Source organism: Methylocella tundrae (assembly GCF_901905185.1).
In the GTDB taxonomy this organism is placed as follows: Bacteria; Pseudomonadota; Alphaproteobacteria; order Rhizobiales; family Beijerinckiaceae; genus Methylocapsa; species Methylocapsa tundrae.
In genome coordinates, this window is record NZ_CABFMQ020000035.1 from 113259 (window position 1) to 127358 (window position 14100).

Here is a 14100-nt window from a genome sequence, read left to right on the forward strand (position 1 = left end):
ACTTCCTAGTTATAGGTTGTTCTAAGCCGCCGCTGGATTAAGAACGTTTCCCCGTTCGAGAAGTTGCGACAATTCTATTTAATGTCTGTCACATCGAACGATGCGAAGACTTACGTATTGCTTGGAAAAAAGCCAATGAAAAGCTTGGAATGCCTGATAGGCGCTTTCGATCAGATCCACTTCATGGCGGCGTCGAATTCGGCGTCGAGGTCAATATCCTTTATCGCGGCGAGGAGCGCGCCGGCCATCGGCGACGGCGGGTCGCGGTCCGAAAGGACGAGGCCGATCGCCTGCGCATGGGCTGGCTCAATGAGATTGATCGCGACAAGATCCCGCGCCTGGCCGAATACATAAAAAAAATTGTGCGGCACGATGCTCGACCATTCACCGTGACGCAGATGCGAGCAGACGCCGAGGAAGGAATTACTGACGACGGTGGGCCTTAACGTCACGCCGATCGAGGCGGCGACCTTATCCATGATACGGCGGTTCTGCATGTCCTCGCTGAGCAGGCAAAGCGGCTCGGCCGCGGCCTCGGCCCAGGTGACGGCGGCACGAGCGGCAAACGGATGGAGACGATTGACCACGAAAACATAACGCTCGCGATAGAGCTGGGTCCGGCGCACGTTTTCGAGAGGCTCGTTGTCGAGATAGGTGACGCCGCCGTCGATCTCAAAAGCGTCGAGCGCGCGTTGGATCGCCCGTGAAGTCAGCGATTGAATCTCGACGCTCGCCTTCGGGTGCGCGGCGGAAAAACGCGCGGTGAGAAATGAGATCGCCGGCATCGCCGCGGGGATCACGCCAAGCCGCAGCACGCCCGTCAATCCGCGCCGCAGGCCGTTAAGATCGTCGCGCAGACTGTTGTAGTCCGTCAGGATCTGGCGCCCCCAGACGAGGAGCTTCTCGCCCTCGGGCGTCAGACCGACGAAGCGGTGATTTCTGACGACAAGCCGGACGTCAAGGTCTTCCTCAAGCGTGCGGATCGCCGCTGAGAGCGTCGGCTGCGCGATATGGCAGACTTCCGCGGCCCGTGCGAAATGCCGCTCGCGAGCGAGGGTGACAAAATAGGATAGATGGCGAACCAACATGATCAGAGGCCGGACGGAGCTTCAGCTGTTCCCTCCAGACTATAGATGCGATTTGCCGGGATCCAAATTCGTTGCGCCATCATGCCGCGCAACTCGTATCGTTCTTCGATTAATCGGGATTATGGGATAATGCCAGTCGCGCAAATCCAGCGGCTGGCGGATGAGCTTTACTTACTCTTGTCCTGGATAAAGCTTTCCGGCGTGCCGTCTTCCGGATTGACGAAGATGATGTCCTTGGGATCGCGTCTTGGCGTGTCGACCGAGAAGAACACGACCGGACCTTCGATGAGTTCGGGCATCGCGTGGATGATTCCGCGCTTGAAGAACAGCAATTGGCCGGGAGCGAAGACGCCCCCGTTGGCGGCGCTGCCCATCCAGTAGGTCCCTCTGCCGGAGAGCACGAAAAGATATTCGTCGCAGGTCGCATGATAATGCGGCGGCGTGCCGCGATAGACCCTGAAAACGCGGGAGCTCGCCGCCGGCTCATAGGTCAGATAGGTGTCGAGCAGCATCGTTTCTGCGGCGTCGGGAAAGGATCGAGCGATGTCATGGAGGTCGAAACTGGCGAAGTCGCGGCTCTGCGTTTGCTCGTTCATAGCGTTGATCTCCATCTCTGTTTTTGGGCCGCGCCCAATCGCGAAACCTCAAGCCATCCCAAGGCGCCGAGATAATCCAGCTTGCCGATTGGCGCGCCGCTGCTAGTTCGCGGCGGCTCTGCCTTGCTCGTCGAGCGTGCGGAATTCCTCATTGGTCAGAGAAATCGAAGCGGCTGCGACGTTTTCTTCGAGATGTTTGACGCTGCCGGTGCCGGGAATGGGAAGCATCACCGGGCTGCGCTTCAGCACCCACGCGAGAGCGATCTGACTCGGCGTCGCGCCCTTGCTCTTTGCGATGGAATCAAGGATCGAACCGGGCTTCGCCAGCGCCCCGGCCGCGAGCGGGAACCATGGAATGAAGCCGATCCCTGCTTTGGCGCAATGGTCGAGCACATCCTCGCTGGCGCGATCGACGAGGTTGAAGCGATTTTGCACGGAGACGACAGGGAAGAATTTTTGCGCGGCGCCGATGTCTTCGACGCCGACCTCACTGAGGCCGGCGTGGCGGATCAGCCCTTCCTTTTGCATGTCTTTTATCACGCCGAACTGTTCGTCGCGCGGCACTTTCGGGTCGATGCGGTGCAGCTGCCAAAGATCGATCCTGTCGATTTTCAGGCGGCGCAAGCTCATAAGGACGCATTGGCGCAGATATTCCGGGCGCCCCAATGGCGCCCAAATATCCGGCCCGTGCCGGGTGAGGCCGCCTTTTGTCGCGATCAACAGGCCGGAATAGGGGTGGAGCGCCTCGGCGATCAACTCCTCGCTGACGAAGGGGCCATAGCTGTCGGCCGTATCGATGAAGTTGACGCCAAGTTCGGGCAGGCGGCGCAGCGTGCGCAAGGCCTCGCTTCGGTCGGCCGGCTCCCCCCAGACGCCCTTGCCGGCGATGCGCATGGCGCCGAAGCCTAAACGATGGATTTCGATGTCGCCAAGGACGAAACGGCCCGACGCCGCGGCGTTGCTGGGGGTCATGGACATGCTCCTCAAAAGCAGGGGGATGGATTGGCGGGACGAGAACGTCCTGCCGTGGAATGCAAAAAAATCTGAAAAGCTGATTTTGGGCGCTGCCGCGCATCGCCCCAATATGGCGCCAGCAAGCCGAGAAGCAAGGCGAGACCGGCTCCCGGTTTATCACCGTCTTTTGAACGCGCCAAAACTCGGATCGCGCTCATGACCCCGAACCGTCTCGCACCACGTCGGGCGTTCTCCATGACGGGCGCTGGCCGCGTCGAGATCGCCGAAGCTCCAACGGGGCGGAGCGGGGCCTCGACGACACTGATCGCCAGCCTGAGCAAAGGATTGTCGCATTTCGTCCCGGCGCATGCTAGCTGAGGCGGTTCACGCCCGAAGACCGACCGTCAACGAAACGCCCAGAGACCGCCATGACCGATTTTTTCCGCGAAGTCGACGAAGACTACCGTCGCGACAGGCTTCTCCAGATCTGGACGAAATATCAGTCCTTGTTCATTGCCGCGGCGGTTGTGATCGTCGCGGCGACGGCCGGCTGGCGCATTTATCAGCACTTCAGCACAAAGGCGGCCGAGGCGGCGGGCGCGCAATATGAAGCGGCGCTGCAGCTCTCCGTGGACGGCAAGTCAGCCGAGGCGCAGGCCGCTTTCGAGCAACTGGCCAGGACCGGGCCGAAGGGCTACGCGACGCTCGCGCGTCTTCGCGCCGCGGATGAGATCGCGGGCCGCGATCCCGCCGCGGCGGCGTCGGCCTTCGACGCTCTCGTCGCGGATGCGAATTATCCGCAGGCGTTCAAGGATATGGCGCAGACGCGCGCGGCGATCCTGCGCGTCGATAGCGACGACCCCAAGGCGTTCGAACAAAAATATGGCGCGCTGGCCGGAGCGAATTTCACCTATCGTGACACCATCCGCGAGCTTCTCGCCCTCGCCGCCTTCAGGCGGGAGGATCTAGATGGCGCGGGCCGCTGGCTCGACATGATCATCGCCGACCCGCGCGCGCCGTCGGCGTTGCGCCAGCGGGCGGAGGCTTTCCTCGGCCTCGTCCAGGCCGGCAAAGCGCCTCCGCCGCTCGCCCCGGCGGAGACGGCGCCGCCCTTGACCGCACCGCCGGCTGCTCCGCCCGCGACCGCCACGCCGCCTGCAGCTGAGGCGCCTGAGAAAACGCCAGCCGCTCCGCCGGCCGCCGACGCGCCCGCCAGCGAAGCTGCGCCCGAAAAAGCCCCCGCCGATTCCGCTGCTCCCGCGGAAAATGCGCCGGCTGAACAAGCACCGGCGAAATAATGTTCACGATCGCGATCATCGGACGCCCGAACGTCGGCAAATCGACCCTGTTCAACAGGCTCGTCGGCAAGAAGCTCGCGCTCGTCGATGATCGCCCCGGCGTCACGCGCGACCGGCGCGAGGGCGAGGCGAGGCTCGGCGATCTTTCCTTCAAGATCATCGACACCGCCGGCCTCGAGGAGGGGGACGAAGCGTCCTTGCCGGGGCGCATGCGCGCGCAGACCGAGATGGCGATCGAGCTCGCGGACGCCATTTTCTTCGTCTTCGATTCCCGCGCCGGTCTCACGCCCGACGATCGCTTCTTCGCCAATCTCGTGCGCCGCGCCGACAAACCCTTGATCCTCATCGCCAACAAGGCCGAGGGGCGGGCTGGCGAGGCCGGCGCGGTTGAAGGCTATGATCTCGGCCTTGGCGATCCGGTGCCGCTCTCGGCCGAACATGGCGAAGGCTTCTCCGAGCTTTACGCGGCAATCCGGGAGGCGCTCCCCGAGGAGACCGAATTGCCCGCTGACGAGGCCGATGAAGCGACGCGCCTCGTTCTCGGCGAGGACGAAGACGGCTCCGAACTCGACATTACAAAGCCGCTGCGCATCGCGATCATCGGCCGGCCGAACGCCGGCAAGTCAACCTTATTGAATACGATCATTGGGCAGGATCGGCTTCTGACCGGACCCGAGCCGGGGCTGACGCGCGATACGATCGGCATTGATTTCGAGTGGCGCGGCCGCAAGATCAAAATGTTCGACACCGCGGGCCTACGCCGCCGCGCCAAAGTCGAGGACAAGCTCGAAAAGTTGGCCGGTCACGACGCTCTGCGCGCCGCCAAATTCGCGGAAGTCGTGATCCTGCTTCTTGATGCGACGATCCCATTCGAAAAGCAGGATCTGACGCTCGCCGATCTCGTCGAACGCGAGGGCAGGGCGCTTGTCATCGGCCTCAACAAATGGGACCTGATCGAGAACAAGGGCGCGAAGCTCTCTGAGCTGCGCGAGGAAGCGTTGCGGCTGCTGCCGCAGGTGAAAGGCGCGCCTGTGGTTCCGCTCGCGGGAGCGACCGGCGAAGGCATTGAAAATCTCATGCATTCGATCTTGCGGGTGCATGAAGTCTGGAACAAACGAATCTCCACCGCGCGGCTCAACCGTTGGCTTGCAAGCGCGCTGGAGAAAAGCCCGCCGCCGGCTGTCTCGGGACGCCGCATTAAAATCCGCTATATGACGCAACTGCGCGCGAGGCCGCCCTATTTCATTCTGTTCGGCAATCAGCTTGACGCATTGCCCGCGAGCTATGAACGATTCCTCGTCAACAGCCTGCGGCAGACCTTCGAGCTGCCGGGCGTGCCGATCCGCATGTCGAAAAAGACCAGCGACAATCCTTACGCCGGGCGCAAATCCAGGCAGCGTTAGGCGCAGACGAGAATGAAGGCTTAAGGAAATGGCGCGGCGGAGAACGCTCGTTGCGTGAGAAATGGAGCCGGACGCAAGCAATCCTGGAACCCCGCCGCTCCAGCGTCGAAGCGCTTGTCGGCAAGGCTTTTCCAGATGCTGAACTCATCAAGATGGAGAGCACGTTCGGCGGCCTCGCCAACACCAATTTCAAACTCCGCCTCCGCACCCCGACCGGCGATCGCGAGGCGCTGCTGCGCTACTGGCAGCGCGATCAGCAGCAGGCGGCCAAGGAAATCGCGCTTCTCGCCCGCGTCAGCCGCCGCGTGCCGGTTCCGGCCGTTCTCACAAGCGGCCGCGTTGATCCCGATTTCGGATTGCCCTACGCATTCCTGCAATGGGTCGAGGGTGAGCAGTTGGAAATTGTCGCGGCGCGTCTTTCGCCGCGCGCTCTGATGGATGTCAGCCGTCATGTTGGCGAAACGCTGGCCGCGATCCATGCATTTCGCTTCGAGCAGCAAGGTTTTTTCGGACCTGATCTCGTCCCAACAGAGCCTCTCGATATGGATACGGCCGGATTGCTCGCCTGGCTCGACCATTGTCTGCGCGAAGGGCCGGGCGGCGAGCGTCTTGGAGCCGATCTGACCGGGGCCTTGTTTGCTTTCGTCGCGCGGGAGGGCGCGGTTCTCGGCTCCCCCTGGGCGCGGCAGCCGGCGCTGACGCATTCCGATTTCAACGCTTCGAACATTCTCGTCCGGGAGGAGCCTTCCGGCTGGCGCGTCGCCGCCGTTCTCGACTGGGAATTTGCCTTCGCCGGGGGGCCTTCTTTCGATTTCGGAAATCTCCTGCGTCCGCCCCTCGGCGACAACGCCGATTTCATCGCCGGCGTGCTGGAAGGCTATCGCGGCGCCGGCAAGGATCTGCCGGACGGCTGGCTTGAGGCTTCGCGGATGGCGGACCTGCTGTCCTGGGTCGATTTCGTATCGCAACCTTATTGCGGGCCGGCGGTCATTCAATCGGCGCGCTTCATGATCGGGCGCGTTATCGGGTCCTGACGAAGCTCGGGACCGCCAAAACTCAGGGTCCGGTCAATATCACATATTTATGGAGGCCTGGGGCGTTGTCGGGAGATCTGATCTTTCCTTCGTCCTCGAAGAAATTGATGCTCCCCATGAACATGGATTTGACCGTCCCCATGATCCCGCTTTGGTAGTCGAGGATCGAGCCTTGTGGCCACGGATCGAAAAAAATGAACTGCTTGCCATCCTGACTGCAGCCGAACAGCGTGATGAAATGCGTATTGCTGCTCGGCCTGATCACGCCGTCAACCACGGTCAATTGTTCATTGTGGCCGACGAAAACCTGAACGAAATTTCCGTTCTTCAACTGCGTTCTTAGCTTTTGCGCGCCGGCGCGGACCGTGTCCGCCTTGAACTGAACTTCAGAGAGTTTCAACGGGCTCGGCCGCCTATAATAAATGGTGGCGCCGCTGATGTAATGATGCTCGGCGTATCTTGCTCCAAAGGTCTGCAGGGCGCCGCCGCAATTCCACTTCTTCGGGTCGGGACCTGTGTTCTGTTTCAATGGATTGTCATTGAGCTCGTCCCAATCGCTTCTGGGGAGATTCTTGTTGTTTTTGGCGGCGAGCACGCGGTAGTAGGCGAGCAGATGATCGGCGTCCGAGCTCATCCCCAATATCTGCGCCAGCAGATCCGATTCGAAATTCGCGTGCTTTTTGACCTTGCCGATCGTCAGCCGCAATGTTTCATCCGCGCGATAGGCAACCCCAAACGAAAGAGAGTCATAGGACGCGATAATGTAAGCGATGCGCTCATCGACGTTCTTCGCCAGGATTTCCACGACGAAGTCGATGACGCCATGCTTGTTGTCTTTCTGGGTCACGATCTTGACGCTGGGCGAGGAGGTCAGCGTGATATTCTTGTCGGCTCTGTCATATTTGCACTTCAGCGCGATTTTCTTGCCGGCGCCGGACGCGTTGGGGGTCGAATCGACGCAAAGTTCGGTCAGGGCTCTTCCCCTCGGCGTTTGAAATTCCATGCTTCGCCCCTATGCTGATTTGCGCCGCTCGTCGGCGGTCATCCCATGACCGCGGCTAGGAATGTTCTGGAAAACGGAGCTTAGTCGTTTGCCCGGCGTGCGACTGTGCCCGTGCGCACCCACCCTGCGCTCCGCTCTGACGAGATGGATGGTCAATGATGTCACCGCGCGAATCGACCAGGGCGCATGGCTTGCGCCGGTTTCTGCTGCTCGGCGCCGAAGCGCTGATCATTTTCTATCTGACGCTCGACGCGCTTGTCGCGCCGGTCTTTCGTCCGCTGATCCGCTGGCTGGCGAAACTGCGTTTCGTCATCCGCCTCGAGCATCTCGTCGCAGAGTTGCCGCCCTATGGCATTCTGGCGCTGCTCGCCATTCCCTTCGCGCTTGCCGAACCAGCCAAGGTCTATGCGCTCTTCCTGTTCGCCACCGGCCACGAACTGGTCGGGATCACCGTTTTTGTGCTCGCCTATTTCGTCAGCTTCGTCGTCGTGGAGCGCGTATACAGCGCGGGCAGGGACAAGCTGCGGACGATCGGCTGGTTCGCCAGGCTCATGGATTGGCTTTTCGCTTTTCGCGATCGCCTCATCGCATGGGCGAAATCGACCGAGGCCTGGGCTTTCTTTCTGAGGGTCAAGCGGCGCGGCGCGGCTATTTTGCGGCGATTGCGCCTGCGGTTCGGGCTCGGTTAGAACGCGATCGGAGAGCGCCCCTTTTGAGCCCAGACGTAGCGCAGGCGATGGCTTGGGCGAACGTCAGGCGCTCGCCGCCCTGTCGCCGTCCGCGCGCTAGAGACGAATGGCCCGTGGCGGAGCTGCGGCGCGCTTGCGGCTTCCCTGTGGCGCGCCTATGTTGCCGGCCATGAAAGGCACCTCTGTGAACAATGGCGCGCCAGATTCTCGCCACGCCGCGGGCGGTGCATCGAGATGGACGCGCGCCGACGATGCGAGCGAGTTCGACGCGTTCGATCCGCCTCCGCCCCCAAAGCGGCTCTTTCGCGCGGTTCCGATGCGCGTCATTCTGCCCAATCTCGTCACCCTGCTCGCCCTTTGCATGGGTCTCACGGCGATCCGCTTCGCAATCGAAGGGCAATTCGAGATCGCCGTGCTCGCCGTGATCATCGCCGCCGTCCTTGATGGGCTCGACGGACGCATCGCGCGGGCGCTGCGCGGCGCGACGCGTTTTGGCGCGGAGCTCGATTCGCTCGCCGATTTTGTCGATTTTGGCGTCGCTCCCGCGCTGATCCTTTATTTTTGGGGTTTGCACGAGATCAAAAGCCTTGGCTGGTTTGCCGCGCTCGTTTTCGCCATCGCGGCGGCTTTGCGGCTCGCAAGGTTCAACGTCATGATCGAGGATCCGAACCGTCCGGCCTGGCATGCGCATTTCTTTACCGGCATGCCGGCGCCCGCGGGAGCGATCGTTGGCCTGCTGCCGCTCTACCTCAATCTTTCCATTCTGGGCGCGCCGAACGGGCGCTTCATGGTTTCGGTCTATATTGTTTATGTGTTGATCGTGGCGCTCCTGATGGCGAGCCGGATTCCGCATTTTTCCGGCAAGAAGATCGGTCGCGTGCCCCGCGAATATGTCATCGTCGTGCTGTTCGGCATCGTCGTCGGCCTGCTTCTGCTCGCGACTTTCCCGATGGAGATGCTGATTTTCCTGTCTGTACTCTATCTGGCGACGATTCCCCTCGCAATCCGCCGGTTCAGGGCCTATGAGACGGGGGAAACCGAAAAGCTTAAGACCGCGTCCGAGCCCTCCCATCATTTGTGAGGCTTTCTGCCGCGGCGGAATGAACGCGCCTGTTCACAAATGCCTGGTTCTCGATTAGGGTCCCGGCCAATTGTCTCCGCCGGATTCCGGAAGGGTCATGCAAAACCTTGCCGGGGTTTGCGCACGCCGGCGCCGGCATTGCGTGACCTTGCGGGAGCACTCACCTTTTCGGCGCCGGCCCGCCTCGTAGTCAAAGAGGCGCGCGGGAGATCGCCGTTCAAATACAAGGACACAGATGTCGAAAGAAGAATTGCTTGAATTTCCAGGAGTCGTCGTCGAACTGCTGCCGAATGCGACATTTCGGGTTCAGCTCGAAAACGAGCATGAGATCATCGCCCATACGGCCGGCAAAATGCGCAAGAACCGGATTCGTGTTCTTACGGGCGACAAGGTCCTCGTCGAAATGACGCCCTACGACCTGTCCAAGGGTCGCATCACCTACCGCTTCAAGTGAGCCGATCCCGGATGACGGTGAGACTTCAGGACGAGGCGCGCAAGATCGCCCGGATTCGCCTCGATGACCGCCGAAGATAAGGTTTTGCATAACGAGGCGCCGCATGGCCAGCCTCCGGATCGCCAGCTTCCGAATGGCCCAACCTGGCGCCCAAGGCTCGTTCTGGCGTCGGCGTCGCCGCGCCGCCTGGAGCTGCTGCAGCAGATCGGCGTCGAGCCCGACGCCTTGCTTCCCTGCGACCTCGACGAAACTCCAGGCAAAAATGAGTTGCCGCGCACCCTTGCGAGCCGGCTCGCCAGAGAGAAGGCGCACGCCGCCGCCAAGATCGCAGCGGCAAAGCCTGAGCTTGCCGATAGCTATATCATCGGGGCGGACACGGTGGTCAGCGTCGGACGTCGCATTTTGCCCAAATGCGAGATTGTGGCGGAGGCGGCGCAGTGCCTGCGGCTATTGTCCGGCCGCGCGCATCGCGTGCATACGGCAATCTACCTCGTGACGCCGAAGGGACGCGAGCGCCACAAGCTGGTCGAGACGCGGCTGCGTTTTAAGCGCCTGTCGTCGAGCGAGATAGAGGCTTATCTTGGCTCCGGCGAATGGCGCGGCAAGGCGGGCGGCTATGCGATCCAGGGTCTTGCCGGAGCGTTTGCGTTGAAGCTCATCGGCTCCTATTCTTCTGTCGTCGGCCTGCCGCTCTACGAGACAATGTCGCTGCTCGTCGGCGAGGGCTATCCAGCCCATGTCGCCTGGCTCAATCGCGTCTGAGCGCATGATGACCGGAACCGCCATGGCTGATCGCAAAGCTCAGGACGCCCCTCAAGAATCCCCGCCCGCGGCCTCAGCGCGGCGATGCCCGATCTGCGGCAAGCCCGCCGTCCTCGAGATGCGACCTTTTTGCTCGAAGCGCTGCGCCGACGTCGATCTGCACCGCTGGCTCGGCGGCGTCTACGCCATCCCGGCAAAGGAGTCCGACGAGGAGCCGACGCCGCCCGAGGGCAAAGATGGCGAGTAGCTCAAAAATGCGGAGATCCCTGACGCCGCTGGGCGCGTCTTAAAGCGCCGCCCATGTTCTTTGCTCTCTCCAAAATCTTTTGGCTGATCGCCGAACCGCTCACATTTCTCCTTATTCTCCTTTGTATCGGCGTCGCTCTGCAATTTACCCGCCGGGCGCGGTTAGGGCGGCGGTGGACCGCTGCGACGACGCTGGCGCTGGCCGTGCTGTTGCTGACGCCGCTCAGCGCGGCGCTGCTGCTGCCACTCGAGAATCGGTTTCCGGCGCCTTCCGCCGATCTCGCGCCGCCAACGGGCATCATCGTTCTCGGAGGCGCGCTACAACAGCGCAAGAGTGAATCGCGTGGACAGGTGATCTTGTCCGAAGATGGCGCGCGACTCATCGCCGGGCTCGAACTGGCGCGACGCTATCCGCAGGCTCGTCTCATCTACTCTGGCGGGTCCGGCGATCTCCTGGACCAAAGTTCGGCGGAGACGGTCGGGGCGCGAAAATTCTGGCTTGCCCTTGGCGGGCCAGCCGACAGGATGAGTTTTGAATCAAGATCCCGCAATACCTGGGAAAACGCCCTGTTCACGCGCGATCTTTTGCAGCCGAAGCCGGGCGAGACATGGCTGCTCGTGACGTCGGCCTGGCACATGCCCCGCTCGATGGGCATTTTTCGGCGTCTTGGCTTCGACGTGATCGCCTATCCCGTCGCCTATCGCACCTTCGGCGATGCGCGGGACTGGTCCTGGTTCGCTTCGGCCTCGGATCGCATCCCCATGCTCGATCTCAGCGTTCGTGAATGGATCGGGCTTCTCGCCTATCGCCTGACCGGCAAGACCGGCGCCCTGTTTCCAGCGCCATGAAGGACGCTTATAACGGCTCGTGTGTCAGCGACGCCCGGGCGGCCGAGAAAAACTGGCGGCGCATGACGATAATGAAAATCGCGGCGGTGGTCGTCATCAGCACGTAAGGACTGACGAACCAGCCTATATAGGCGAAGGCGAAGTAGAAGCTGCGCAGCCCTTTGGCGAAGTGAAGTCCGGCGTCGATGGTCATAAAGCCCGCGCGCTTTGAGGCTTTTTCCCGAGCTTCCGCATCGGGGGACTCGGGTCCGGGCGTCGCGCCAAGAAGGATCGCCGCATAGATGAAGAGGCGGTAGGCCCAGGCGAATTTGAAGAAAGAATAGCCAAAGAGAAGGGCGAGGCCGAGCACCTTGAGCTCCCAGGTTCCCCTCGTCACCGTCAATCCGAACGGCAGGTCGCCGAATACTTTGAGCACGTCATCGGTCGCCCGCATTGAGGCCGCCGCGCCGCCGAGCAGGATCAGCGACGTCGAGGCGAAAAATGCGGCGCCGTTCTGCAAGCTCGACATGATGCTGGCGTCCGCGATGCGCGAATCGCGCGTGCTCATCGATCGCATCCACCCCATCCGATGCTCGTTCATCAGCACCGAGAGGCTGCGCAAGCGGCCAAGGCCGTGTTCGTTGACGAAGCGATAGAGGACCCAGACGCCAAGAAAGAATGCAAGGCCGATGCTGTCTGCTATTGAAAGGTCGAGCATGTTTCCCCGCGGCGGCGATGGTTCGTTGGTGGTTTATCCGTGAAAAGCGTTTTGAAGCGCGCACAATTGCAGCATATCAATCTTTGCCGCGCTCGCATTCTCTCGAATCGCAGTCTCCAACGAAAGCGGCGCGCCAGAGCCTGGGCCGGTCAGATTGGTTCAATCCGGCCGGCTGGAATATGCTCAGGCGAAGCTGGAGCCTTTTGCAATCGACCAAATGACTCATTCGATCGGAACGCCTCCGAAACGCGCCATTCTCATTCCAAAGATGCTGCCCACCGTGACCTATACTCTCATCATCGCCAATAAAGCATATTCCTCATGGTCGCTGAGGCCGTGGCTTCTCATGCGGCATTTCGGCATCGCCTTCGATGAAGTCGTCGTGCCGCTCGGCCGTGCCGAGACTCGTGCGGAGATTTTGCGTTATTCGCCGGCGGCGAGGTGCCCGGTTTTGCGCGACGGCGACCGAACCGTCTGGGATTCGCTCGCGATCATTGAATATGTCGCCGAAGCCTTCCCCGATCGCGCGGTCTGGCCGCGTGACCCGGCGGCGCGCGCGCGGGCGCGCGCCCTCAGCGCCGAGATGCATTCAGGATTCATGGCGCTTCGATCGCATTTGCCGACGAATTTTCGCCGGCAGGTGTGCGAACGGCCGCTGACGCCGGAAGCGGCGGCCGACGTCGCCCGGATCGAGGAGGCTTTTTCTTCGGCGCGGGAGGAGTTTGGCGCGGGAGGGACGTTTCTGTTTGGCGAGTTCTCGGCCGCCGACGCGATGTTTGCGCCGGTCGTCAACCGCCTCCATATATATGCGGTCGCGGTGGCGCCCCAAACGCGCGCCTATATGGATGCGGTCATGGCGCTTCCGGCCTGGCGGGACTGGCGCGATGGCGCCTTTGCGGAACCCTGGACAATTGAAAAATACGAAATAGTCTAATGCGTGCAGATTGCGAGGAGCCTTTGCATCCCTCAAGGGACGGCCGCGCCGTCGTTGGACCAAAATCCAACTCCAGCGCGGAGATTGATCAGTTTCTCAGCGCGGCGAGGGAGCGCCCTCCCGCCGTGTCCGGACACGGCCGGCTGATCTTCGCGCTCGACGCGACGATGAGCCGCCAGCCTACGTGGGATCTGGCGCAAAGCCTTCAAAGCCGGATGTTCGTGACGGCGGCGTCTCATGGCGGGCTTGACGTGCAACTCGTTTACTATCGTGGATTTGGCGAGTGCAAGGCCTCGCGCTTCCTCAACGGCGGCAAGGATCTCGCCGCGCTGATGGCGAAGATCTCGGTCGCGGCGGGCGCCACCCAGATCGCGAGGGTGCTGCGCCACACGCTGGATGAGGCGCAGCGCCTGCCGGTGCAGGCCCTGGTTTTCATCGGCGACGCGCTGGAGGAGCCGGTCGACGAAATCGCTGATCTTGCCGGGCGGGCCGGGCTTCTCGGCGTCAAGGCCTTTGTGTTTCAGGAAGGGCGCGATAGGGCCGCCGAACAGGCCTTCCGCCAGATCGCCTTGCTGACAGGCGGCGCCTATGCCACATTTGACGCTGGCGCTTCGCAGCGGCTCGAGGCGCTTCTCTCGGCGGTGGCGGCCTATGCGGCGGGCGGTCGTCAGGCTTTGGAGCTGGAAGCCCGGTCTCACGGCGCCGCAGCCGATCTTTTGTTGGCGCAAATGCGCTGAGTGGCGACGCTTGATGGTTTATCTTCTGGTCGGTTTCTTGATTTTCTGGCTTTCGATGGCCGGGCTGCGCGCTTTTACGCGCGCGAGCCCGGCGGCGCTTGCCTATGTCATCAGGCGGGGGGTCGGCGCCGCGGCGCTGATCGTCGCGGGATTCCTCGTGTTGCGCGGGGGCTTTGCCGTTGCGATGGGCTTTGCCGGACTGGGCTTCTGGCTTTTGAATTCGGGCAGGCAGCCGTTATCGCGCTTGTTCAGATGGCGGGCGATGGGGGCCGCGG

At 62.0% G+C, this 14100-nt stretch carries 16 protein-coding genes and 1 pseudogene; 12 read left to right on the forward strand and 5 right to left on the reverse strand.

The window, feature by feature from the left end:
- Nucleotides 1-170: 170 nt before the first annotated feature.
- The 3 genes from MPC4_RS04700 to MPC4_RS04710 all read right to left on the reverse strand — a co-directional run bounded on the left by MPC4_RS04700 (nt 171) and on the right by MPC4_RS04710 (nt 2656).
- Complete coding sequence (locus MPC4_RS04700; RefSeq protein ID WP_174511501.1) at nt 171-1088, reverse strand: LysR family transcriptional regulator; 918 nt, start codon at nt 1086-1088, stop codon at nt 171-173.
- 167 nt (nt 1089-1255) lie between these two features.
- Nucleotides 1256-1684: a cupin domain-containing protein gene (locus MPC4_RS04705; protein WP_134486182.1), complete on the reverse strand. Its 429-nt coding sequence runs from the start codon at nt 1682-1684 to the stop codon at nt 1256-1258.
- Between the two features lie 102 nt (nt 1685-1786).
- Nucleotides 1787-2656 carry an aldo/keto reductase gene (locus MPC4_RS04710; RefSeq protein WP_174511502.1) on the reverse strand — a complete coding sequence of 290 codons (870 nt, stop codon included), beginning with the start codon at nt 2654-2656 and terminating at the stop codon, nt 1787-1789.
- 410 nt (nt 2657-3066) lie between these two features.
- On the opposite strand from MPC4_RS04710, the gene MPC4_RS04715 reads away from it, so the two are divergent.
- From MPC4_RS04715 to MPC4_RS04725, 3 genes are read left to right on the forward strand one after another with little or no spacing between them, the layout of a single operon-like run.
- On the forward strand, nt 3067-3936 hold the full coding sequence (locus MPC4_RS04715) for a tetratricopeptide repeat protein (protein WP_174511503.1): 870 nt from the start codon (nt 3067-3069) through the stop codon (nt 3934-3936).
- Entirely contained in the window at nt 3936-5339 is a 1404-nt protein-coding gene (der, locus tag MPC4_RS04720; protein ID WP_174511504.1) for a ribosome biogenesis GTPase Der, read from the forward strand. The genes MPC4_RS04715 and der overlap by 1 nt, the downstream gene beginning before the upstream one ends.
- Before the next feature lie 50 nt (nt 5340-5389).
- Nucleotides 5390-6373: a phosphotransferase family protein gene (locus MPC4_RS04725; protein ID WP_174511505.1), complete on the forward strand. Its 984-nt coding sequence runs from the start codon at nt 5390-5392 to the stop codon at nt 6371-6373.
- A 22-nt stretch (nt 6374-6395) separates the two neighbouring features.
- On the opposite strand, the gene MPC4_RS04730 is transcribed toward MPC4_RS04725, so the two are convergent.
- Nucleotides 6396-7376 (reverse strand): hypothetical protein, encoded by a 981-nt coding sequence (locus tag MPC4_RS04730; protein WP_174511506.1) that lies wholly within the window; start codon nt 7374-7376, stop codon nt 6396-6398.
- A gap of 155 nt (nt 7377-7531) precedes the next feature.
- Between MPC4_RS04730 and MPC4_RS04735 the strand changes: the two genes are divergently transcribed.
- The 6 genes from MPC4_RS04735 to MPC4_RS04760 all read left to right on the forward strand — a co-directional run bounded on the left by MPC4_RS04735 (nt 7532) and on the right by MPC4_RS04760 (nt 11457).
- A complete protein-coding gene (locus MPC4_RS04735) occupies nt 7532-8065 on the forward strand; it encodes a hypothetical protein (RefSeq protein ID WP_244628845.1) in 534 nt (177 codons plus the stop codon).
- Between the two features lie 316 nt (nt 8066-8381).
- Nucleotides 8382-9146 carry a CDP-alcohol phosphatidyltransferase family protein gene (locus MPC4_RS04740; protein ID WP_244628847.1) on the forward strand — a complete coding sequence of 255 codons (765 nt, stop codon included), beginning with the start codon at nt 8382-8384 and terminating at the stop codon, nt 9144-9146.
- Nucleotides 9147-9381: 235 nt separating this feature from the next.
- Nucleotides 9382-9600 carry a translation initiation factor IF-1 gene (gene infA / locus MPC4_RS04745; protein WP_102844496.1) on the forward strand — a complete coding sequence of 73 codons (219 nt, stop codon included), beginning with the start codon at nt 9382-9384 and terminating at the stop codon, nt 9598-9600.
- A 63-nt stretch (nt 9601-9663) separates the two neighbouring features.
- A complete protein-coding gene (locus tag MPC4_RS04750; RefSeq protein WP_174511508.1) occupies nt 9664-10362 on the forward strand; it encodes a Maf-like protein in 699 nt (232 codons plus the stop codon).
- A 22-nt stretch (nt 10363-10384) separates the two neighbouring features.
- Nucleotides 10385-10609: a DNA gyrase inhibitor YacG gene (gene yacG / locus MPC4_RS04755; RefSeq protein WP_174511509.1), complete on the forward strand. Its 225-nt coding sequence runs from the start codon at nt 10385-10387 to the stop codon at nt 10607-10609.
- Between the two features lie 53 nt (nt 10610-10662).
- Nucleotides 10663-11457, forward strand: coding sequence for a YdcF family protein (locus tag MPC4_RS04760; RefSeq protein WP_174511510.1), 795 nt, complete (start codon nt 10663-10665; stop codon nt 11455-11457).
- Between the two features lie 7 nt (nt 11458-11464).
- On the opposite strand, the gene MPC4_RS04765 is transcribed toward MPC4_RS04760, so the two are convergent.
- Nucleotides 11465-12154: a DUF599 domain-containing protein gene (locus tag MPC4_RS04765; RefSeq protein WP_174511511.1), complete on the reverse strand. Its 690-nt coding sequence runs from the start codon at nt 12152-12154 to the stop codon at nt 11465-11467.
- A 268-nt stretch (nt 12155-12422) separates the two neighbouring features.
- On the opposite strand from MPC4_RS04765, the gene MPC4_RS04770 reads away from it, so the two are divergent.
- From MPC4_RS04770 to MPC4_RS04780, 3 genes and pseudogenes are all read left to right on the forward strand, one after another.
- Nucleotides 12423-13088, forward strand: coding sequence for a glutathione S-transferase family protein (locus MPC4_RS04770; protein ID WP_425312420.1), 666 nt, complete (start codon nt 12423-12425; stop codon nt 13086-13088).
- Nucleotides 13088-13825 (forward strand): VWA domain-containing protein, encoded by a 738-nt coding sequence (locus tag MPC4_RS04775; RefSeq protein ID WP_244628846.1) that lies wholly within the window; start codon nt 13088-13090, stop codon nt 13823-13825. The genes MPC4_RS04770 and MPC4_RS04775 overlap by 1 nt, the downstream gene beginning before the upstream one ends.
- Before the next feature lie 13 nt (nt 13826-13838).
- Nucleotides 13839-14100: pseudogene (locus MPC4_RS04780) on the forward strand (molecular chaperone DnaJ); the annotation flags it as partial.

What these genes read in the sequence shown, in the direction of transcription:
- MPC4_RS04700 (WP_174511501.1), bottom strand. Translation starts at nt 1,088, where the DNA reads ATGTTGGTTCGCCATCTATCCTATTTTGTCACCCTCGCTCGCGAGCGG.
- MPC4_RS04705 (WP_134486182.1), bottom strand. Translation starts at nt 1,684, where the DNA reads ATGAACGAGCAAACGCAGAGCCGCGACTTCGCCAGTTTCGACCTCCAT.
- MPC4_RS04710 (WP_174511502.1), bottom strand. Translation starts at nt 2,656, where the DNA reads ATGACCCCCAGCAACGCCGCGGCGTCGGGCCGTTTCGTCCTTGGCGAC.
- MPC4_RS04715 (WP_174511503.1), top strand. Translation starts at nt 3,067, where the DNA reads ATGACCGATTTTTTCCGCGAAGTCGACGAAGACTACCGTCGCGACAGG.
- der (WP_174511504.1), top strand. Translation starts at nt 3,936, where the DNA reads ATGTTCACGATCGCGATCATCGGACGCCCGAACGTCGGCAAATCGACC.
- MPC4_RS04730 (WP_174511506.1), bottom strand. Translation starts at nt 7,376, where the DNA reads ATGGAATTTCAAACGCCGAGGGGAAGAGCCCTGACCGAACTTTGCGTC.
- MPC4_RS04735 (WP_244628845.1), top strand. Translation starts at nt 7,532, where the DNA reads ATGATGTCACCGCGCGAATCGACCAGGGCGCATGGCTTGCGCCGGTTT.
- MPC4_RS04740 (WP_244628847.1), top strand. Translation starts at nt 8,382, where the DNA reads ATGCGCGTCATTCTGCCCAATCTCGTCACCCTGCTCGCCCTTTGCATG.
- infA (WP_102844496.1), top strand. Translation starts at nt 9,382, where the DNA reads ATGTCGAAAGAAGAATTGCTTGAATTTCCAGGAGTCGTCGTCGAACTG.
- MPC4_RS04750 (WP_174511508.1), top strand. Translation starts at nt 9,664, where the DNA reads ATGACCGCCGAAGATAAGGTTTTGCATAACGAGGCGCCGCATGGCCAG.
- yacG (WP_174511509.1), top strand. Translation starts at nt 10,385, where the DNA reads ATGGCTGATCGCAAAGCTCAGGACGCCCCTCAAGAATCCCCGCCCGCG.
- MPC4_RS04760 (WP_174511510.1), top strand. Translation starts at nt 10,663, where the DNA reads ATGTTCTTTGCTCTCTCCAAAATCTTTTGGCTGATCGCCGAACCGCTC.
- MPC4_RS04765 (WP_174511511.1), bottom strand. Translation starts at nt 12,154, where the DNA reads ATGCTCGACCTTTCAATAGCAGACAGCATCGGCCTTGCATTCTTTCTT.
- MPC4_RS04770 (WP_425312420.1), top strand. Translation starts at nt 12,423, where the DNA reads ATGCTGCCCACCGTGACCTATACTCTCATCATCGCCAATAAAGCATAT.
- MPC4_RS04775 (WP_244628846.1), top strand. Translation starts at nt 13,088, where the DNA reads ATGCGTGCAGATTGCGAGGAGCCTTTGCATCCCTCAAGGGACGGCCGC.